This is a genomic window from Rhizobium sp. NLR8a, assembly GCF_019685235.1.
Lineage (GTDB): Bacteria > Pseudomonadota > Alphaproteobacteria > Rhizobiales > Rhizobiaceae > Rhizobium.
Window position 1 is genome coordinate 170,201 of sequence record NZ_JABDWI010000008.1, and the last position, 18,676, is coordinate 188,876.

Genomic DNA, 18,676 nt, shown 5'->3' on the forward strand with positions numbered 1-18,676 from the left:
CCAGCCCCTCATCCGGCTGCCGCCACCGACCGGGGTCGAGCCACTGGTCTCGACGTCCTTCGGACCCCCGTAAACGGAGCGAAGGAACCATGCCGCAACCTCGCCATCACCACCAACCTCTCGCCGGGCACGTCCCCTCTCCCCGTTTTCAAGGGGCAGGGTTAGGGTGAGGGGCACTTTTTCGGACAGCGTCGATGCAGGGATGGGCATTCTACCGCGCGGCACGCGCCACCCAGGAAGGAATCAATTCACTTGCGAGCTTGCGCGGCTTCTGGCCCTTGGCGAAGTCGGCAACAGGCATCCCGCTTCTGGCGGTGGCGAGCGCCTGGTTCTTCGGCATCAACAGCCCAAGCTCCAGCGGCGGCCGGGCGCGGGCGACGCGCTGGAAGAAGGGGCGTCGATAGCCGCGCGACGCAGTAAAGCACGCCGGCGTCTTGTTCAGCGCCACATACTCGGCGATCTCATCGATCCAGCCGGCCTGCGGCCTGGCGCCCGGCTCGACGAAGAGCAGCCATTCGCCTCGGGCCGAGCGAACGATATCCTTGATATCCCATTGTGAATGGAAACGGCAGCCGGCGGCGTCGGCGACCCGCGAGGTGCCGTCGCGCGAGCCGTGATCGAGCACGATCACATCGCTGACGAGCCCTTCCACCGCGCCTGCCACCAATACCGATAAGGTCTGCGCCAGTTCGGATTCCTGATCCTGGCATTCGAGAACAACCGTCAACATCGATTATTCATAATGCGCCGCACAATTTTTTGCCAGCATCCTTTTCCTGATTTTGTTCTTGCATTGTTCTCGTTTTGCCGATAGGAATTTAATCATCACAAACGGGCGGAGGCAACGGCTTTTCGCTGCGGGAGAATCCGATGAGAGAGCAGTCCCTGGCAGGGCAGGCCGCATTCGCGCCTGCCAATACGGCAGATATTGCCGATGCGATGATCGTGTCGTCCGGTCTCAGGGTCGAGGGCGACCGGCGGCGCGGGCGCGGAGCGGGACTGAACCCGACAGGGCGGTTCGAAGCGCTGCAGCGGGAGACGTTCGACGACGGCTGGCAGACGCTGGAAGAGCTGCCGCCGTTCAGGACCGAGGTGCAGATCGAAAAGCCGCGCACCGCGATTACCCGCAACGAATCTCCGGATCTTTCGTTCGACCGCTCGATTAATCCCTATCGCGGCTGCGAGCATGGCTGCATCTATTGTTTCGCCCGGCCGACGCACGCCTATATGGGGCTTTCGGCGGGGCTCGATTTTGAGACGAAGCTCTTCGCCAAGCCCGATGCGGCCAAGCTGCTAGAGCGGGAACTCGCCAAGCCGGGCTACAAGGTGCGGGTGATCGCGATCGGCACCAATACCGACCCCTATCAGCCGATCGAGAAGGAATGGCGCATCATGCGCGGCATCCTCGAGGTGCTGAACAAGGCGAACCATCCGGTGTCGATCGTCACCAAGTCGGCGATGATCCTGCGCGATCTCGACATTCTTCAGGAGATGGCCGGCAAGAACCTGGTGCGCGTCGGCATCTCGGTCACCACGCTCGACCGCAAGCTTGCCCGGGCGATGGAGCCGCGCGCCGCCACGCCGCCGCGACGGCTGGAGACCATTCATGCGCTCTCGGAGGCAGGCATCCAGACTGCCGTCATGGCCGCCCCGCTGATCCCGGCGCTGAACGATCACGAGCTCGAGCGCATTCTCGAATCGGCGAAGGCTGCCGGCGCCGCCGAGGCGAGTTATGTGATCCTCAGACTGCCGCTCGAAGTCAGCCCGCTCTTTCGCGACTGGCTGTTGCAGCACTATCCCGATCGTTACCGGCACGTGATGTCGCTGGTGCGCTCGATGCGCGGCGGCAAGGATTACGACGCCGAATTCGGCAAGCGCATGAAGGGTGCCGGCCCCTATGCCTGGCAGATCGCCCGGCGTTTCGAAATGGCGGCGAAACGCTTCGAGCTGACGCGGCGCAGCGTGCCGCTGCGCGACGATCTGTTCGTGCCACCGGATGGCAGCGGCGTGCAGTTGTCGCTGCTCTGATTTTTTAAGCTTGCGCATCGGCTGCTCAGAAAAACTGCCCTGTTTCGAGCCCCGAGCGCAATTCCTGCGGATGGCCTTGACCGCCACCATCCGCCGGACCGTCCCCGGCCGCCGCCCTGATCCGGGGACTTGCGGGAAATCGGGTTGGCGTGCGAGGTTCAGCCGCATGAAACGTCGCACGCCACCCGATTCTCCCCTGCTTTTCGACACGGTCCCTCTCGTGCCGGATTTCAAGCTCGAGCTCAAAGCCCGCAAGGCCGGTCACTGGCCGGTCGCCGGCGCCGACGAGGCAGGCCGCGGGCCGCTGGCGGGGCCTGTGGTGGCCGCTGCGGTCATTCTCGATCCGAAGCGCATCCCTGAGGGCCTCAACGATTCCAAGCAGCTCTCGGCGCAGCGGCGCGAGGAACTCTTCGTGCAGATCCTGGCGACCGCGACGGTTTCCATCGCCTCCTCCAGCTCGACCCGCATCGACGAGACGGACATTCGCAAGGCGAGCCTGGACGCGATGCGTCGCGCCATCTGCAGCCTCGCCATTCCCGCAAGCTACGTGCTGACAGATGGGCTTGACGTGCCGCCTGGCCTCGATTGCCCCGGACAGGCGGTGGTCAAGGGCGATGCCCGCTCGGTCTCGATCGCCGCCGCCTCGATCGTCGCCAAGGTGACGCGCGACCGGATGATGGCGAGGGCGCATAACGTGTTTCCCGATTACGGTTTTGCCGCGCATGCCGGCTACGGAACGGCGCAGCACCGCGCCGGCATCGAGAAGCACGGCCCCTGCTCACTGCACCGGATGAGTTTTCGGCCGCTGCGCAACGGCGAGGACGGTCCTGAGATGGACGAGTTGATTTCCGAATAGGCTGCAAAAGAAAGGGCCGGCAATTGCCGATCAGGGACGCCGCACTGCAGCTCCGCACGCGGCCAAGCAAAAACAAGCGCTATCAACAAGAAAAAGGCCAGGACATGCCCGGCCTTTTTCTCATTCTATTCAGAACCGCTCAGTTGAGCCGCGTCTTGACCTGTCCGACGGCGTTGCCGAAGAGCTCGGACTGGACCTTGCCGTCGGCCTTCTTGGCGAGCACCGTCTCGGCGGCCGCGATCGCCAGGTCGACGGCGGCGGAACGCACCGCCTTCATCGCGTCGGCCTCGGCCTGCTTGATCTTCTGCTCGGAGAGCGCCGTGCGGTTGGCAACGAATTCTTCCGTCTTCTTCTTCGCCTCGGCGGTCAGCATCTCGGCTTCGCGCTCCGCTGCGGCAACGATATGGGCGGCTTCCGCTTCCGCTTCCTTGCGCTTGCGCTGGTATTCGGCGAGCAGATGCTGAGCTTCCTCGCGCAGGCGCTTGGCTTCAGCCAGTTCATTGCGGATCTGGTCGGCTCGGTCGTCGAGCGAGCGCGCCATCATGCCCGGAACCTTGAGATAGACGACCAGCGCCAGGAAAAGGATGAGGCCGACAAAGGCGAAGAAAGTCGCGTCGAGGTGAAAAATATCCATCGATCAAGCCTCCTTCTTGGCTGCCGCGACGGCGGCGGCGACATCTGCCTGAGCAGCGGTGCTGCCGATCAGCTGTTCGACGACGGCGGCCGCCGTTTCCTCGGCAATGGTGCCGACGTCGGCGAAAGCCTTGGCCTTGATGTCGGCGATACGGGCTTCGGCAGCCTTGATCTTTTCCGACAGGCTCGCCTCGACGGTCCGGCGATCCTCTTCGGCCTTGACCTTGGCAGCGTCGCGGGCGGCGGAGCCGATCGCGTGGGACTTGGCGCGGGCAGCGGCCAGTTCGCCTTCATAGGTCTGGACGGCGGCGTCGGCTTCCGCCTTCAGGCGGCCTGCTTCTTCCAGGTCCTGGGAGATGCGCGTGTGGCGCTGATCGAGGATGGCCCCGATGCGCGGCGCGATGACCTTTTGCATAAGGAGGTAAAAGACGCCGAACGTAATCACCAGCCAGAGCAGCTGAGATGCGTAGGTCGTCGAATCGAAAGGCGGGAACGGGCCGCGGGCGTGTTCGCCTTCGGCAACGCCGGTCTCGGTATGGACCTCGCCTGCGGCCGGAGCGGCGTGCGCATCCGTGCCGGTCGCTGCCGCCGGTGCTTCTTCAGCGTAAGCCGGGGTCACAAAAAACATGCTCACCTCCAGGTGGACTGCAAATGCAAAGGATCACGGCTTGCGGTCGCAGGCCGTGATCCATCTATTCGCCGATATCAGACAGCGAAGAGGAGGAGGAGAGCGACGAGCAGCGAGAAGATGCCCAGAGCTTCCGTAACGGCGAAGCCGAATACCAGACGGCCGAACTGGCTGTCAGCGGCAGACGGATTGCGCAGAGCGCCGGAGAGGTAGCTGCCGAAGATATTGCCGAGGCCGAGAGCCGTACCGGCCATACCAAAGCAAGCCAGGCCTGCACCGATGAACTTTGCTGCTTCCGCTTCCATGTTGAACTCCTTTGAAATGGTTGTTGCGGCGAATGACTGACGCCCTGGAGACGTCGTTGTCGTTATCCTTAGTGCCCGCCCGGATGGATTGCGTCGTTGAGGTACATGCAAGTCAGCACCGCGAAGACGTAAGCCTGAAGGAAGGCGACGAGGAACTCGAGACCGGTCAGGGCGACGGTCATGATGAGGGGAAGAACGGCGCCGCCGATACCGACGGCACCAAGGGTTCCAAGCGAGGCGACAAAGCCTGCGAACACCTTCAGCGTGATGTGACCGGCGAGCATGTTGGCGAAAAGACGAACGGACAGCGAAATCGGACGGGACAGGAAGGAAATGATTTCGATCGCGACGACCAACGGCAGCAATATGCCCGGCACGCCCGAGGGCACGAAGACATTCAGGAAGTGGAAGCCGTGCTTATAGAAACCGTAGGCGAGCACCGTACCGATGACGAGGATCGCCAGCGCGAAGGTGACGATGATCTGGCTGGTGATCGTGAAGAAATAGGGGAACATGCCGAGCAAGTTCGCTGTCAGCACGAACATGAATAGCGAGAAGACCAGCGGGAAGAACTTCATTCCCTGCTTGCCCGCGCCTTCCTTCAGCATGTTGGCGATGAATTCATAGGACATTTCCGCGACCGACTGCGAGCGACCCGGCACGATGGCGCGGTTCGAGGTCGAGAAATAAAGAAAGCCGGCGGCAACGGCTGCCGAAGCGACCATGAAGAGCGATGCGTTGGTGAACGAAAAATCAATTCCGCCGATTTCGATCGGGACAATCTTCTGGATCAGGAACTGATGAGTCGGATCGCTAGACACCGCTTGTTCTCTCTCTTTGGCCCGCAGGACGCGGGGTCATTGCACTGGACCGGGACCGGCCCTCTATTTCTTATCGTCCTTGTCCAGAGGGTGGGCCACCACCCCCGCAGAACGCAGCACGTTCAAAACGCCAGCACAGAATCCGAGAAGCAGAAGAACAATCAACCCCCAAGGCGCCGTGCCAACAAAACGGTCGAGAAGATAGCCAAGGACGGCACCGACGACGATTGCGGCAATGAACTCGCTGGAGAGCTTCATCGCCTGGGCATAACCTTTGCGGCTTACCTCGGCTTGGGCCTCGCTTGCTTGTTCCACTCCCGCCTCAGCGCGCTTGGTCGCGAGTTCCGCTCCCAGTTGCGCACGGCGCTTCTCAAGACTTTCCTCGCGGTCATCCGCCATGGATCTCTCCTCGCCTGCCCGTCGCCCGCACTCCCGCTACCCCGGTCATTCGGACCCCGGACGCGAAGGTTGAGACCCTTCCGGCCCGTTCTGAAGTCGCGCGCAACATAGTTTTAGGGCTTGGTATAGTCAAGGCGTAGACGGCTTCTGTCCAGCCAGAAAATAAATTCGTGAAATCAAAGGGATAAGTCGATTTCCGGCCGAGCGCGCAAATTCGACGGAAAGAATCCGCTTTTGGGGGCGAAAAATCGGCCTGGCCCCAGCGCTTTATCTCAGCTCCAGCCGCCACCATAGGTGCGATAGAAGACGTGGAGACCGATGCGGCCGACCTTCTCCATGGTCTTTGCCCATTTCGGCCTGACATAGACGGCATGGTAGTGTGTTGCCGAACCTACCTGCGGCAGCCAGATCTTGCCTGATGTCACTGCCATGGCCACGTCGCGGGCCACCCGCCAGTGATATTGCGAATTCACCCGGTCCCTGATGGCGTCGCAGGCGAAGGAAAACTGGCAGCGGTTGCGCCAATCCTCATTCTGGTAGACGACGCCGCAAATGCTCTTGGGATAGGCGGGGTTTCGAACGCGGTTGAGGATAACCTGAGCGACGGCCGCCTGGCCCTTCACCGATTCCCCGCGCGCCTCGAAATAGATGCCGGAGGCAAGGCATTGCTGCTCGCGGGCGGAAAAGACGCTCGGCGGCAGCACGCTTGCGGCCCAGGCGTGATCGCCCGGACCGATCTGGGGGACGAAGCGGCCACTCTCGGGTTCGGTCAAGATCGAATCGAAGGGCGACTGGCGGGCGTAATCCGGTGCCGCCGGCGCATAGGCGGTGGCCAGCACGTCGGCCTTGTTGCTGGTGACAAGGCTTGCGAGCATCGCCGGCACGCCGACCTCCGGCATCACCGGCTGCTTCTTATAAAAAGAGGTGGCGATCTCGATTTCCCTGCCCTGGATCTTCGGCTTGACGAAAGCCGACCTGTCCTTGAGATCGAAGTTCGGGGTGAACAGCATCTTGGTGCGCTCGAGAATGGAGCCGGCGGAAAAATCCTTCGGCGGCTGCATCTTCTCGACGGCGACGACGCGGCCTTTCTTCGTGCCGCGAATGACGCAATCCTCGTCCGGCGTGTCCTCGTGACCCTTGTCCTTGGCCGTAAAAGCCACCTTGCGGCCATCTGGCAGCACCATGCCGGCGCCTGAGGCGATCGAGCCGGTCGCTGCCGGGCCGGCGAAGGCGAGCTCGGCCTGATGGATGGAGCCGGCCGGCGAATTGGTCAGCACCATGCGCCAGCTCTCCCCCTCACGATCGAGACCGGCGAGCATGGTGGCGAGATCGGCGTGGGAAGCAACGCTCGGGAAGATCAGCCAGCCGGCAAGCCCGAAGATAGCGGGCGACACCCAGTTCTCGGGAAGAAGACGCAGCTTGCTACGGGAAGGGCTCTTTCGACGCAACACGAACTCCGTGCATGGAACGCGGGAACATGCCATCGAAAATCACTCATTAACCTTGACGTCCGGTTAACGGGGTGTGCCGGAAAGTGACTATGAGCGCCTTTGGATATTCTAATGTGGCGGATAGTTTCGTCCATCCAGAGCCGCTGCGCTCCTTCTGGCCTTATAGCTCTGCAGAGCGAGTTGGACGGGAACGCATCCCCCAATCTCCGTTGTCCTCGACCTTGAGCCGAGGACCCGTGCCGCTGCTGGCAGGTCCAGTGTGGATGCTCGGCTCAAGGCCGAGCATGCCGGAGGTTGAGATGGCGGAAGAGCCGTTCAAAGCGCGGTCACCCCCGTCAGCAATCTCGTCCGCACCCATCAAATAATAACGTGCGAGCCCAGCTCCACGACGCGGTTGGCCGGCAGACGGAAGTAATCCGAGGGGTTGGCGGCGGCGTTGGCCAGCGCAATGTAAAGACGGTCCTGCCAGTAGGGCATGCCCGACTTGGCATCCGGCACCAGTTTGCGGCGGCCGAGATAGAAGGAGGTCGACATGATGTCGAACTTCAGTCCGGTCTTGCGCAGCGTCGCCAGCGCCTGCGAGACGTTCTGCGATTCCATGAAGCCGAAGAGCAGCTCGACGCGCGAGAACCGTTCGGAAATCGGCTCGACCTTGTAGCGGTCGTGGCTCGGTACGCGCGGCTTGTTGACGGTGCGGATCGTCAGGATGACGTTGCGGTCGTGAAGCACGTGGTTGTGCTTGAGATTGTGCAGCAGGGCGGCGGGGGCCGATTCCGGATCGCTGGTCAGGAAGATCGCCGTGCCCGGAACCTGCGCCGGCGAATGCTCGCTCTTGCGCTCGATCGAACTGACGAAGGAAGCGAGCGGAATATCGGTGTGCCGGGTCTTTTCCATCAGGATCGCGGTGCCGCGGCGCCAGGTCCACATGACCACGGTAAAGGCGGTGGCGATCAGGATCGGGATATAGCCGCCATCGTGGATCTTCAGAAGGTTGGCGCCGAGGAAGATCATTTCGAGGACGACGAGCGGCGCGAGCGCGATCACCGCAACCGGCAGCGACCAATTCCAGCGGGCGCGGACGAATTCGAAGGCCATGATCGAGGTGACGACCATGGCGCCGGTGACGGAGATGCCGTAGGCGGTCGCCAATGCGTCCGACGTCTTGAAGCTCAGCACCAGGAAGATGACGCCAAAGAACAGCACGGCGTTGACCGACGGCAAGAAGATCTGTCCCGTGTTGGTTTCCGAGGTGAAGAGGATTTCCATGCGCGGCAGGAAGCCGAGGTTGATGCCCTGGCGCACCAGCGAAAAGGCGCCGGTTATGACGGCCTGGCTGGCGATGATTGTTGCGGCGGTGGCGAGGATGACGACCGGCAGCAGCGCCCATTGCGGATACATCAGATAGAAGGGATCGGACATCGTCTCCGGCTTGCCGAGCACGAGTGCGCCCTGCCCGAGATAGTTCAGCGTCAGCGCCGGGAAGACCAGCAGGAACCAAGCCCACTGAATCGGGCGGCGGCCGAAATGGCCGAGATCGGCATAAAGCGCCTCGGCGCCCGTCACCGTCAGGAAGACCGCGCCGAGAACGACGACGCCGTAAAAACCCTCATGCAGCAGGAAACTGACGGCATAATAGGGGTTGAAGGCGGCGAGGATGCCGAAATCGTCGGAGATATGGGAAATGCCGGCGGCGGCCATGACGAGGAACCAGACGGCGGTGATCGGCCCGAAGAACTTGGCGACGGCACCGGTGCCGCGCGATTGCACGACAAAGAGCAGCGCCAGGATCACCACCGAGATGGGCACGATATAGTCCGCCAGGCTGGGCGTGACGAGTTTCAGACCCTCTACGGCCGACAGCACCGAAAGCGCCGGCGTGATCATCGCATCGCCGAGGAACAGGGCAGCGCCCATCAGTCCGAGCAGCATCAGCAGTGCGGTATGGCCGTTGGCGGTCTTCATCAGAAGGGCGAGCAGCGACAGCGTGCCGCCCTCCCCGTCGTTGTCGGCGCGCAGCAGGAAGAGAACGTATTTGATGGTGACGATGATGGTCAGCGCCCAGATCATCAGCGAAATCAGACTAATGACCTCGAAACGGGTGACACCGTCATGGGCGACGGGCTTCAGCGCTTCCCGAAACGCGTAGAGTGGGCTTGTGCCGATATCGCCGTAGACGACACCGACGGAACCGAGCGCGAGATAGAACAGCTTGCGCGGCGTCATATGGCGTTCGTGCGGAGGATGGCTCTCTTCGGACATGAAATTTCAACAGGCTCCTCAGAGCCAGCCTTTCCAGCGAAAGAAGAAAAAGGGGATGACGGCCGATATTACCATCAAAGTCAGCGAATAGGGATAACCCGCCGTCCAGGCCAGCTCGGGCATGACATGAAAATTCATGCCATAGATCGAGGCGACCAATGTCGGCGGCAGGAACACGACCGAGGCGATCGAGAAAATCTTGATGATCGAGTTCTGCTCGATGTTGATCAGACCGAGCGAGGCGTCGAGCAGGAAGGTGATGTTGGCAGCGATGAAGGAGGCATGCTCCGACAGCGACTGGATATCGCGCGACACGGTGCGGCAGAGTTCCTTCGCCTCGCGGTCCTGCTGGATCGCCGGGATGGTGTGAAAGAATGTCATTAGCCGGGAAAGCGAGCCGAGGCTGTCGCGTAGCTTGCTGATCATACGATGATGGCCGGCAATATCGCGCAGCTTTTCCTCAAGGTAATTCGACGGCTTACGGACCTTTTTAGCCCGGTCGCCGAAGACGTGCGTCGACAGGATGTCAATGCGCGAGACCGAGGTTTCCAGGATTTCGGCGGTCCGGTCGACGATCGTCTCCAGGAGCTTGGCGAGAAGGGCCGCACCGCTGCGCCAGTTTTCCGGCAGCCGGTGCAGGGCGGCGATGAACAGCGCAAAGGATTTAGGTTGGGCGTATCGGATGGTGACCAGACGGTTTCCGGCCAGGATGAAGGCGACATCGGTCAGCGTCGGCGCGTCGGTATCCGCCTTCCAGACCAGCGAAGCGGTCATGAAGACGGCGTCGTTCTCGATATAAAGGCGAGCCGACGGTTCGATGTCCTTCAGATCGTCGCGGGTCGGAACTCCGATACCGAGGACCTTTTCGACATAAAGCTCCTCCTCGCGGCTCGGCTCGATCATGTCGATCCAGACGATATCCTGGGGAACGGATGCCGTCTGCGAGAGATCGCGGATCTCGACCGATCTGCAATTAGAACAATAAGCGGTGATCACCGGCAGCGTCTCCGATGCTCACGCCACTTCGTGGTCATCATCTTCATTGCAAGCCTTTCCATCCGTCCGCCATCGCGGCAATGCGAGGGTGGCTCGTTCCAGGTCCAAACGGAAGCGGATCAAGAAAGTTCATACAACTCCGGCTGCATCCGGCCTTGAAGCCAGCATGCCCATTGTGCTCAACCGCATCGCAGTACCCATCCTTCGACCTTGCAGGCGGGCCGGACCTTCGAAACGAAGACGGCCGTCATGAGCATCTGCAGCAACGCCATCATGGCGCCGCGGCATATGAAGCAAAGCCGTGAAATAATCAAGACATCTTCCGTGAAGTGCGCCTTTTCACCACGTTTCCCGCACAATTCGGAGTGATCGCAACGGTGATTCGGCGGTTCAGCGCTTTGCTGTCATCCGCGCCCTGGCCCGGAAGTCGTGCCCATAGCCGGAGACGTCATTCGAAGACGATCGCCGGCGCCGGCCGCTGGGGTTGGCCGCCGAGCTGCTGCCACACCTTGGCGGCGATGCCGCGATAGATGCCGGCGACGACGCCGTTCGGATCGGAGGCGACCAGCGGCGTGCCGGCGTCGGAGGTTTCGCGGATGTTCATCGTCAGCGGCACCTCGCCGAGGAAGGGCACGCCGATGCGCTCAGCCTCCTTGCGGGCGCCGCCGTGGCCGAAGATGTCGTAGCGGGTGCCGGTGTCGGGCGCGATGAAATAGCTCATGTTTTCGACGATGCCGAGCACCGGCACCTCGACCTTGCGGAACATGTTGAGGCCCTTGCGGGCATCGATCAGGGCGAGATCCTGAGGCGTGGAAACGATGACGGCGCCGGCAAGCGGCACCTGCTGGGCCATCGTCAATTGCGCATCGCCGGTGCCGGGCGGCATGTCGACGACGAGGACGTCGAGCTCGCCCCATGCCACTTCGCGCAGCATCTGCATCAGGGCCGACTGGACCATCGGCCCGCGCCAGATCATCGCCGTCTCCTCGTCGACGAGGAAACCCATCGACATGACCTTGAGGCCGTAATTCTCCATCGGGTTGATGATGCGGCCATCGATCTGCGTCGGGCGGCCGGAGATCTTCAAGAGCCGCGGCATGGAGGGGCCGTAGATATCGGCATCGAGAATGCCGACCCGGAGACCATTGGCGAGCAGGCCGAGCGCCAGGTTGACGGCGGTGGTCGACTTGCCGACCCCGCCCTTGCCGGAGGCGACGGCAATAATGGCGCCGATGCCGGGGACGGCGATCTTGCCGGCGCGGGGCGGCTGCTGCTGCGGCGCATGCGCGTGGTGCCCGTGATCGTGGCCCCCATGATCATGACCGGCGTGACCGTGAGGCGGATTCGGCACGGGCCGGGCGGCGGGCGCGGCGGACGCCGCCTTTCTGTCCGCGGTCAGCGTGACGAGCGCACCTTTGACACCCGGCATCTCCTTGATGACGCGCTCGGCGGCAAGCCGCATCGGCTCCAGCTCCTTGGCGCGCTCGGCCGGAACAGTGATGGAGAAATAGACCTTGCCGTCGGAAATGAAGACATCGGAGACCATGCCGAGCGCGACGATGTCGTGTTCGAGATCCGGTCCGCGCACGGTCTTCAGCGTTTCGAGAACCTGTTCCTTCGTGACGTCGGTCATTCCACCCTCATTGCTTCTTCTCGCAGACTACGGCGCCGCGCGTCTTTCATTGCGCACACATGATTTTAGTCCTAGCCGATTCCGACCAAGGCATGAAATCATGCGGTAGAGATAGTGGAGCCGCCCGCCTTCGCCAAACAAAATCATCGGGAGGAAAATCAATTCGCGGGCTTCGAAAAACGCCGGCGGGGACCCCGCGAATCCGTTGCGGCCATCAAGTCCGCCGGGCTTTTCGCCCTGATGGCCGCAACGGTCTCTCTCCCCGAGAACCGGCGCAATGCGGGGCGAACTAGCGCAAGCCGAAAAAAAGGCCAGAGAAAAGTGATCAGGAAGAGGAATTCGTGAACAGCTGCGAACGAAGCGGTGCCGAAAGGCAACAACCGCCTCCGACGCCGAACGCCGGGAGAGAAGCGGCGTCGGCGTCGGACAGCGGTGTGTCGGCCGCGCCATTTCCTGGCGCTGGTCATCAAAGTCCCCTCTGGACCTCTGGCAACAAAGATGCAGAAAGCGTGCCAGATGAAAAAAATCGGAAAAGCGCGGAGAAGTGCCGGGGCAGCATCCCGGTTTTGCCTAAGCACTGAGCGGCCGGCCACAGCGCGCCGCCATCTTTGCAACTTATTTGATCAGGCCGATCCGCAGCGCCTTGGCGACCGCCTGGGTGCGGTTGACCGTGTCGAGCTTCTTGGTGGCGCGGTTGAGGTAATGATTGACCGTATGTTCGGACAGCGCCAGGATTTCGGCGATTTCGGCGCTGGTCTTGCCGGCCGCCGTCCAGTTGAGGCAGTCGATCTCGCGGTCGGTCAGCGAGTCCGTCATGCGCGCATCGAGGTTGCGGATTTCGGCAAGCCTGTCGAAGACATGGATGGCGATATAGCAAAGCTCGCGCATCTCGGCGGCGCTGAAGGGTTCACGATCGCCCGAGAAGGAGACGGCGCCGCGCAGGCCGGAGGCCTCATGGGTTGGGAAATAGGCGCCGCGCATCATCCTGAAACGCTCGAACAACCCCGTGACCAGGGCGGACTTGCCGTCGTCCCGCGACCAGGTCCCACGCGACATATCGTAAAAGAACGGCCGCGTCGATGTCCTCAACCGCCTCAGAACCGGGCTGTTCACCATCAAGCCCTCTTGGTCGTAAATCGCCAGAAGCTCGGCCGGCCAGCTGGTGATCACTGTGCTGGCTTGAAGATCCATAGAGGTGATCGGCGGCAGGTTGAGAACCATGAAGGCGCGGCTGCGATACGCTTCCGTCACGCGTTTCATGAAACGGAAGATATCGAACTGGGTCTTCAGCCCAGCTATTTCCTGAACATAGTCGTCTTCTTCAGTGGATACCTGTGACAAGGGTGCCATCACATTTCTTCATCTTCGACACAGCAATCGGGAAAATTCCATGCGAATTCTGCCGCCGCATGGTTGGATTGTATCGGGAATTACAATCTTCGGTTTGAGGAAAATGTGCCATATGCTCAACATTGGGCACATGACCGCTGCATGATTGTAGATTTTCGCGCAGTAGTTGTCCAGATTCGCTAGGGCTCGATATCGCGCTCGTCATAAGCATGCTCCGCAAATCACGTCCAGCAATGGTACGGTAGATGCCTGTTCCGTCAGCGGCGCGGGCCGAGACGGACACGCATGCCTTCCATGATCTTTCTCGCCGCCCGCTGAACGGGAACGGCCCACTGGTGCAGAAGTTCCATCGACAGCCGATAGGCCGGGCCGGTGACCGAAATGCCGCCGATGAAGGTTCGATCCTCCGACCAGATGGGTGCGGCGACACAGCGGATGCCGGCCTCGTGCTCCTCGCGGTCGAAAGCATAGCCCTGTTCGGCAATCTCGCGGACTTCGGCGGCAAGCGTCTCGGCCGAAGCATGGGTCGAGGCGGTAAAGCGGGTGAAGCTCAGGCCGGCGAGGAGATCGACAAGAGTTTCGGGCGGAAGCAGCGAAAGAGCGGCCTTGCCGACGCCGGTGCAGTAGCAGGGCGACGCATTGCCGATCTGTGAATACATGCGCACCGGCTGACGGCCTTCGACCTTGTCGAGATAGATGATCGACTGTCCCCGGAGAACGCCGAGATGCACCGTCTCGCCGGTCGCCTGCTGGAGTTCGCTCAGGTGCGGCTCGGCAACCAGGCGGAATTCGTTGCGCGCCCAGCTGCGCGCGGCAAAATCGAGCAGGCGCAGGCCCGGCGCATAACGGCCGTCGCCATCGAACTCAAGCAACCCCTCCTCCACCAGGTGGCTGAGCTGGCGATGCAGCGTGCCGCGCGGCTGGCCGGCGAGCGCCAGGATATCGGTGAAGCGCAATGGCGCATCCGCGTGGGTGACGAGATCGAGGAGAACCATCAATTTGCCGAGGGTGCCGGTCTCGCGCGCTTGGGCCATGCCGTCGCTCGAAGTCATTGTCTATGTGCCATTGAATCGGTCCGCCCTTGCAAGCATGCGCCCTTGACAGAAAGGCCAGCATAATCCGATAATTCCACATAGTCAAATTAAGTTCCAAATAATGGAACACCAGAGACCGGAGGAGACGGTGAGCGCGGTGGCAGCACAATTTCCCGAGTTCAAGGATCGCGTCGTGCTCGTGACCGGCGGCGGATCCGGCATCGGCGCGGCGATCGTCGAAGGTTTCGCACGTCAAGGCGCCAAGGTCGCCTTCATCGACATTGCCGAGACGACCGGCACGGAACTCGCGGAAAGACTGTCGCGGGAAACGGCGCATCCGGTGCTCTTCTACCATGCCGATCTGCGCGACATCGAGGCGATCCGGCGCACGGTCGATGCCGTCGTTCAGACATCCGGGCCGATCCGCGTGCTCGTCAACAATGCCGCCTGGGATGACCGCCACGAATTCGACGCTGTGACCGAGGCCTACTGGGACAACAATCAGGCGGTCAATCTGCGGCACGTGTTCTTCACCTCGCAGGCGGTGGCGCCGTCGATGCGGTTGGCCGGCGGCGGCGCGATCGTCAATATGTCGTCGATCGCCTTCAAGCTGAACATGGGCGGATTTCCCGCCTATGCGGCAGCGAAAGCGGCAGTTGTCGGACTGACGAAGAGCATGGCCGGCCGGCTCGGGCCGGAAAATATCCGGGTCAACTGCATCCTGCCCGGTATGATCGTCACCGAGCGGCAGATGCAGCTCTGGCTCACCGAGGAAAGCATCGCACGCTCGGTCGAGCAGCAATGCCTGAAATTCCCGCTCAAGGCGGAAGCCATCGTCGGTCCCTGCCTGTTTCTTGCATCCGACTGCGCGGCGGCGATGACCGCCCAGTCCCTGATCGTCGACGGAGGCGTTTTGTAATGGCTAATCCCGCTTATGTCGCGGTGGACTGGGGCACCAGCAGTTTCCGGCTCTGGCTGATCGGCAGGGACGGCGGCATCCTTGCCGAACGCCGCAGCGGCGAAGGCATGACGAGCGCGGCAAAGACCGGCTTTTCCCAGGTGCTATCAGCACATCTTGCCGCCATCGAAGCGCCGGAAAGCCTGCCTGTCATCGTCTGCGGCATGGCCGGCGCAAGGCAGGGCTGGGTCGAAGCCGGCTATATCGACGTGCCGGCGCCGCTCGCCTCGATCCTCACCGCGGCGGTCCGCGTGCCGGGTGAAAGCCGCGACATCCGCATCCTGCCGGGCCTTGCCCAGCGCGATGTGGCGAGGCCCGACGTCATGCGCGGCGAGGAAACCCAGCTCCTCGGCGCGCTCGGTCGCGCGAATTCGGCGGCGCAGGCAGTCTGCATGCCCGGCACGCATTCGAAATGGGTGCATGTCGTGGACGGCAAGGTCACCGGCTTTTCGACCTTCATGACCGGCGAACTTTTCGACGCGATCAGCAAAAACACGATCCTGTCGCATGCCGTGTCAGGTGCCGAACAACAGCCGGCGGATGCGGCTGCCTTCGAGGCGGCCGTATCGGCGGCCTTTGCGCATCCCGCACTTGCCTCCAATCTGCTGTTTACCGCTCGTTCCGGCCAGCTGCTGCACGGGATCTCCGCCGCGGCCGCGCAGGCCCGGCTTTCCGGCACGCTGATCGGCCTCGAAATTGCCGGCGCGCTGCAAGATGCCGCCAACGGCACTGGCATCACCCTCGTCGCCACCGGACGCCTGCAGGCGCTCTACGAGCAGGCCTTCAACACCCTCTCCCTTGCCTTCACCGCCATCGACGCCGATGCGGCCGTGCGCCGCGGCCTATCGGCAGCCGCCGAAGCCATCTGGCCGAATTGAGAAAGCTGACACGATGAACCGTATCCCCTTCCCCGACATGAAGCGTCCGCTGATCGCCATCCTGCGCGGCATCCGGCCCGACGAGACCGAGAGCGTCGTCGGCGCCCTGATCGAAAACGGCCTGACGGCGATCGAGATTCCGCTCAACTCGCCGGAGCCGTTCGAATCCATCGAGATCGCCGCGAAGATGGCGCCGGCCGAGGTGCTGATCGGCGCCGGCACGGTACTGACGGTCGAGGCGGTCGACAGCCTGAATGCGGCCGGCGGCACGCTGCTCGTCACACCCAATGTCGAGCCCGAGGTGATCATCCGGGCGCGCGACTATGGTATGGTGACGATGCCCGGCGTCTTTACGCCGACGGAGGCCTTAGCGGCAGCGCGCGCCGGCGCCACCGGTCTCAAATTCTTCCCGGCGAGCGTGCTTGGCCCCTCCGGCATCACGGCGATCCGGGCGATCCTGCCGCCGGAACTGACGATTGCCGCCGTCGGCGGCGTGTCGGACAAGAATTTCGCCGATTACACCAAGGCCGGCATCTCAGCCTTCGGCCTCGGCACCAGCCTCTATAAGCCCGGAATGACTGCGGCAGAGGTTGCCGAGCGCGCCAAGGCGACCATTTACGCCTATGATGCAGCCATGGGAGCGTGAACGCATGACCGACATTTACGAGTTCGAAGGCAAGACCCTTTGCAACACCAATTCCGTTCTCGGCGAAGGACCGGCCTATGATCCGGACAGCAATACGGTCTGGTGGTTCAACATCCTCGGCAAGGAGCTGCACGAGCTCAGACTCGCAACAGGGGAGAAAAAGGTCCATCCGCTGCCCGTAATGGCAAGCGTGCTGGCCCGCATCGACGCCGAACGGCAGCTGATTGCGACGGAGCAAGGGCTTTTCGTGCGCGACGTGGCGAGCGGCAACCTCACCTTCTATGCCGCGCTCGAAAACGACAGGCCGGAGAATCGCTCGAACGACGGCCGCACCCATCCGTCGGGGGCACTCTGGATCGGCACGATGAGCAAGCGGGCGGAGAACCAGGCCGGCGCCATCTATCATGTCGCCGGCGGCAAGGTGACAAAGATCTTCAACGGCATCAGCATTCCGAATTCGATCTGCTTTTCCCCGGACGGCACGATCGGCTACTACACGGATTCCCGCATCAACCGGCTGATGCGCGTCATGGTCGATCCGCAGACCGGCCTGCCCTCGGGCGAGCCGATCGTGCTCGTCGACAGCATGAACGAACCCGGCGACATTGACGGCTCGGTGGTCGATGCCGACGGCTATATCTGGAATGCCCGCTGGGGCGCCGGCGTCGTCGATCGCTACAATCCCGATGGCTTGCGCATCTCGCGCTACAAGGTTCCCGCCGTCCAGCCTTCCTGCCCTGCCTTCATCGGCGCCAATGCCGACCGGCTGGCGGTAACGACGGCCTGGGAAGGGCTTGACGAGGATGCCCGTTCGGCTCAGCCGAGTGCCGGCGCGCTTCTGGAACTCGGCATCGAAGTCAAGGGCGTGTTCGATCCCGTCTATGTGCTCTGATTGCGGCGTCGGCCAGCCGCATTCAAGGCGCTCCCAAGCGGGGGCGCCTTTTTTCCTCTCGGCCCCGTTCGCTAATAAAAGTTCCGTGATAATCGAGAAATTTTCCGTGTTTTCAACCGGAACCAATCGGCGCACCACTCATTTTCCCTTCGAACCGGCGCGGCAAGGATGATGCATTGCCGAGTCAGCGATCACTCTAGGGAAATGAAAGTAGGTTCGAAATGACACGCAAACTTTTGACGACCGTTGCCGCTGGCGCGCTGTTTGCCACGGCTTTCGCACCGGCGGCATTCTCGCAGACGGCGCCGCAGCCTGCCGATCCCGCCGCCACCAATCAGGCAGCGCCGGCCGACCCGGCTGCCCCCAAGCCGGTCACCCCTGATGTCACCAAGCCCGCAGGCGACGCTGCACAGGCTCCGGCTGCAAAACCGACCACGGATGTAGCTCAAGGTACCTATCTGACGGAGCAGGCTCCGGACCAGATCAGCGCCAACACCTATATCGGCCAGTCGGTCTACAACGGCAACAATGAAAGCATCGGCAGCATCAACGACCTTATCCTCAAGAAGGACGGCGGAATCGTTGCCGCAATCGTCGGCGTCGGCGGCTTCCTCGGCATCGGCGAAAAGGATGTCGCCGTTCCGATAGACAAGATCACGGTTGCCCAGAACACCCAGGACGGCAGTCTCAAGCTGACAACAAGCGAAACGGCCGAATCGTTGAAGGCTGCGCCCGAGTTCAAGACACTGGCAATGCAGTCTGCAGAAAAGGCCCCGGCCGCAACCGGTACCGATACGACGGCAACCGGCTCGACCACGCCTAAGTAAACCGCGCGCGGTAGTATAGCGTAGGCGATGGCGCTCCTAGGGGCGCCATTGCTTTTTCTGATTGCATGTTTCACGCAATTCA

19 protein-coding genes are annotated in these 18,676 nt (G+C 62.2%); 7 read left to right on the forward strand and 12 right to left on the reverse strand.

Annotation, left to right across the window (positions count from 1 at the left end):
- Positions 1–211 precede the first annotated feature (211 nt).
- The gene (locus tag HJC04_RS16960) at positions 212–730 is read right to left on the reverse strand and encodes a glycosyltransferase family A protein (RefSeq protein ID WP_221146687.1); all 519 of its coding nucleotides are present in this window, start codon (positions 728–730) and stop codon (positions 212–214) included.
- A gap of 140 nt (positions 731–870) precedes the next feature.
- On the opposite strand from HJC04_RS16960, the gene HJC04_RS16965 reads away from it, so the two are divergent.
- Together HJC04_RS16965 and HJC04_RS16970 are read left to right on the forward strand one after the other, a co-directional pair.
- Positions 871–2,028: a PA0069 family radical SAM protein gene (locus HJC04_RS16965; RefSeq protein WP_210628999.1), complete on the forward strand. Its 1,158-nt coding sequence runs from the start codon at positions 871–873 to the stop codon at positions 2,026–2,028.
- A 166-nt stretch (positions 2,029–2,194) separates the two neighbouring features.
- The gene (locus tag HJC04_RS16970) at positions 2,195–2,884 is read left to right on the forward strand and encodes a ribonuclease HII (protein ID WP_210629000.1); all 690 of its coding nucleotides are present in this window, start codon (positions 2,195–2,197) and stop codon (positions 2,882–2,884) included.
- A gap of 139 nt (positions 2,885–3,023) precedes the next feature.
- Here the strand turns inward: HJC04_RS16970 and HJC04_RS16975 are convergent, their stop codons facing one another.
- The 11 genes from HJC04_RS16975 to HJC04_RS17025 form a co-directional block, all read right to left on the reverse strand.
- Entirely contained in the window at positions 3,024–3,518 is a 495-nt protein-coding gene (locus HJC04_RS16975) for a F0F1 ATP synthase subunit B (protein ID WP_210629001.1), read from the reverse strand.
- 3 nt (positions 3,519–3,521) lie between these two features.
- Positions 3,522–4,145 (reverse strand): F0F1 ATP synthase subunit B, encoded by a 624-nt coding sequence (locus HJC04_RS16980; protein WP_064800845.1) that lies wholly within the window; start codon positions 4,143–4,145, stop codon positions 3,522–3,524.
- A 77-nt stretch (positions 4,146–4,222) separates the two neighbouring features.
- Positions 4,223–4,450, reverse strand: coding sequence for a F0F1 ATP synthase subunit C (locus HJC04_RS16985; protein WP_003588243.1), 228 nt, complete (start codon positions 4,448–4,450; stop codon positions 4,223–4,225).
- A 68-nt stretch (positions 4,451–4,518) separates the two neighbouring features.
- Positions 4,519–5,271: a F0F1 ATP synthase subunit A gene (locus tag HJC04_RS16990; protein WP_210629002.1), complete on the reverse strand. Its 753-nt coding sequence runs from the start codon at positions 5,269–5,271 to the stop codon at positions 4,519–4,521.
- A 63-nt stretch (positions 5,272–5,334) separates the two neighbouring features.
- Positions 5,335–5,670: an AtpZ/AtpI family protein gene (locus HJC04_RS16995; protein WP_210629003.1), complete on the reverse strand. Its 336-nt coding sequence runs from the start codon at positions 5,668–5,670 to the stop codon at positions 5,335–5,337.
- A gap of 272 nt (positions 5,671–5,942) precedes the next feature.
- Entirely contained in the window at positions 5,943–7,154 is a 1,212-nt protein-coding gene (locus tag HJC04_RS17000) for a cell wall hydrolase (RefSeq protein WP_221146688.1), read from the reverse strand.
- A 324-nt stretch (positions 7,155–7,478) separates the two neighbouring features.
- The gene (locus HJC04_RS17005; protein ID WP_221146689.1) at positions 7,479–9,380 is read right to left on the reverse strand and encodes a potassium transporter Kup; all 1,902 of its coding nucleotides are present in this window, start codon (positions 9,378–9,380) and stop codon (positions 7,479–7,481) included.
- A gap of 18 nt (positions 9,381–9,398) precedes the next feature.
- The gene (locus HJC04_RS17010) at positions 9,399–10,376 is read right to left on the reverse strand and encodes a magnesium transporter CorA family protein (RefSeq protein WP_210629006.1); all 978 of its coding nucleotides are present in this window, start codon (positions 10,374–10,376) and stop codon (positions 9,399–9,401) included.
- 448 nt (positions 10,377–10,824) lie between these two features.
- Complete coding sequence (locus tag HJC04_RS17015; protein ID WP_221146690.1) at positions 10,825–12,009, reverse strand: Mrp/NBP35 family ATP-binding protein; 1,185 nt, start codon at positions 12,007–12,009, stop codon at positions 10,825–10,827.
- 615 nt (positions 12,010–12,624) lie between these two features.
- Complete coding sequence (locus tag HJC04_RS17020) at positions 12,625–13,359, reverse strand: LuxR family transcriptional regulator (RefSeq protein ID WP_221146691.1); 735 nt, start codon at positions 13,357–13,359, stop codon at positions 12,625–12,627.
- Positions 13,360–13,616: 257 nt separating this feature from the next.
- Positions 13,617–14,411, reverse strand: a complete 795-nt coding sequence (locus HJC04_RS17025) for an IclR family transcriptional regulator (protein ID WP_210629009.1) — start codon at positions 14,409–14,411, stop codon at positions 13,617–13,619.
- Positions 14,412–14,514: 103 nt separating this feature from the next.
- Between HJC04_RS17025 and HJC04_RS17030 the strand changes: the two genes are divergently transcribed.
- From HJC04_RS17030 to HJC04_RS17050, 5 genes are all read left to right on the forward strand, one after another.
- Positions 14,515–15,312, forward strand: a complete 798-nt coding sequence (locus HJC04_RS17030; RefSeq protein WP_221146692.1) for an SDR family NAD(P)-dependent oxidoreductase — start codon at positions 14,515–14,517, stop codon at positions 15,310–15,312.
- Entirely contained in the window at positions 15,312–16,229 is a 918-nt protein-coding gene (locus HJC04_RS17035; RefSeq protein WP_210629011.1) for a 2-dehydro-3-deoxygalactonokinase, read from the forward strand. Before HJC04_RS17030 ends, HJC04_RS17035 begins: the two co-directional genes overlap by 1 nt.
- A 13-nt stretch (positions 16,230–16,242) precedes the next feature.
- A complete protein-coding gene (locus HJC04_RS17040) occupies positions 16,243–16,875 on the forward strand; it encodes a 2-dehydro-3-deoxy-6-phosphogalactonate aldolase (RefSeq protein ID WP_210629012.1) in 633 nt (210 codons plus the stop codon).
- Positions 16,876–16,879: 4 nt separating this feature from the next.
- Positions 16,880–17,767 (forward strand): SMP-30/gluconolactonase/LRE family protein, encoded by an 888-nt coding sequence (locus HJC04_RS17045; protein WP_210629013.1) that lies wholly within the window; start codon positions 16,880–16,882, stop codon positions 17,765–17,767.
- A gap of 221 nt (positions 17,768–17,988) precedes the next feature.
- Positions 17,989–18,594, forward strand: coding sequence for a PRC-barrel domain-containing protein (locus tag HJC04_RS17050; protein WP_210629014.1), 606 nt, complete (start codon positions 17,989–17,991; stop codon positions 18,592–18,594).
- Positions 18,595–18,676 lie beyond the last annotated feature (82 nt).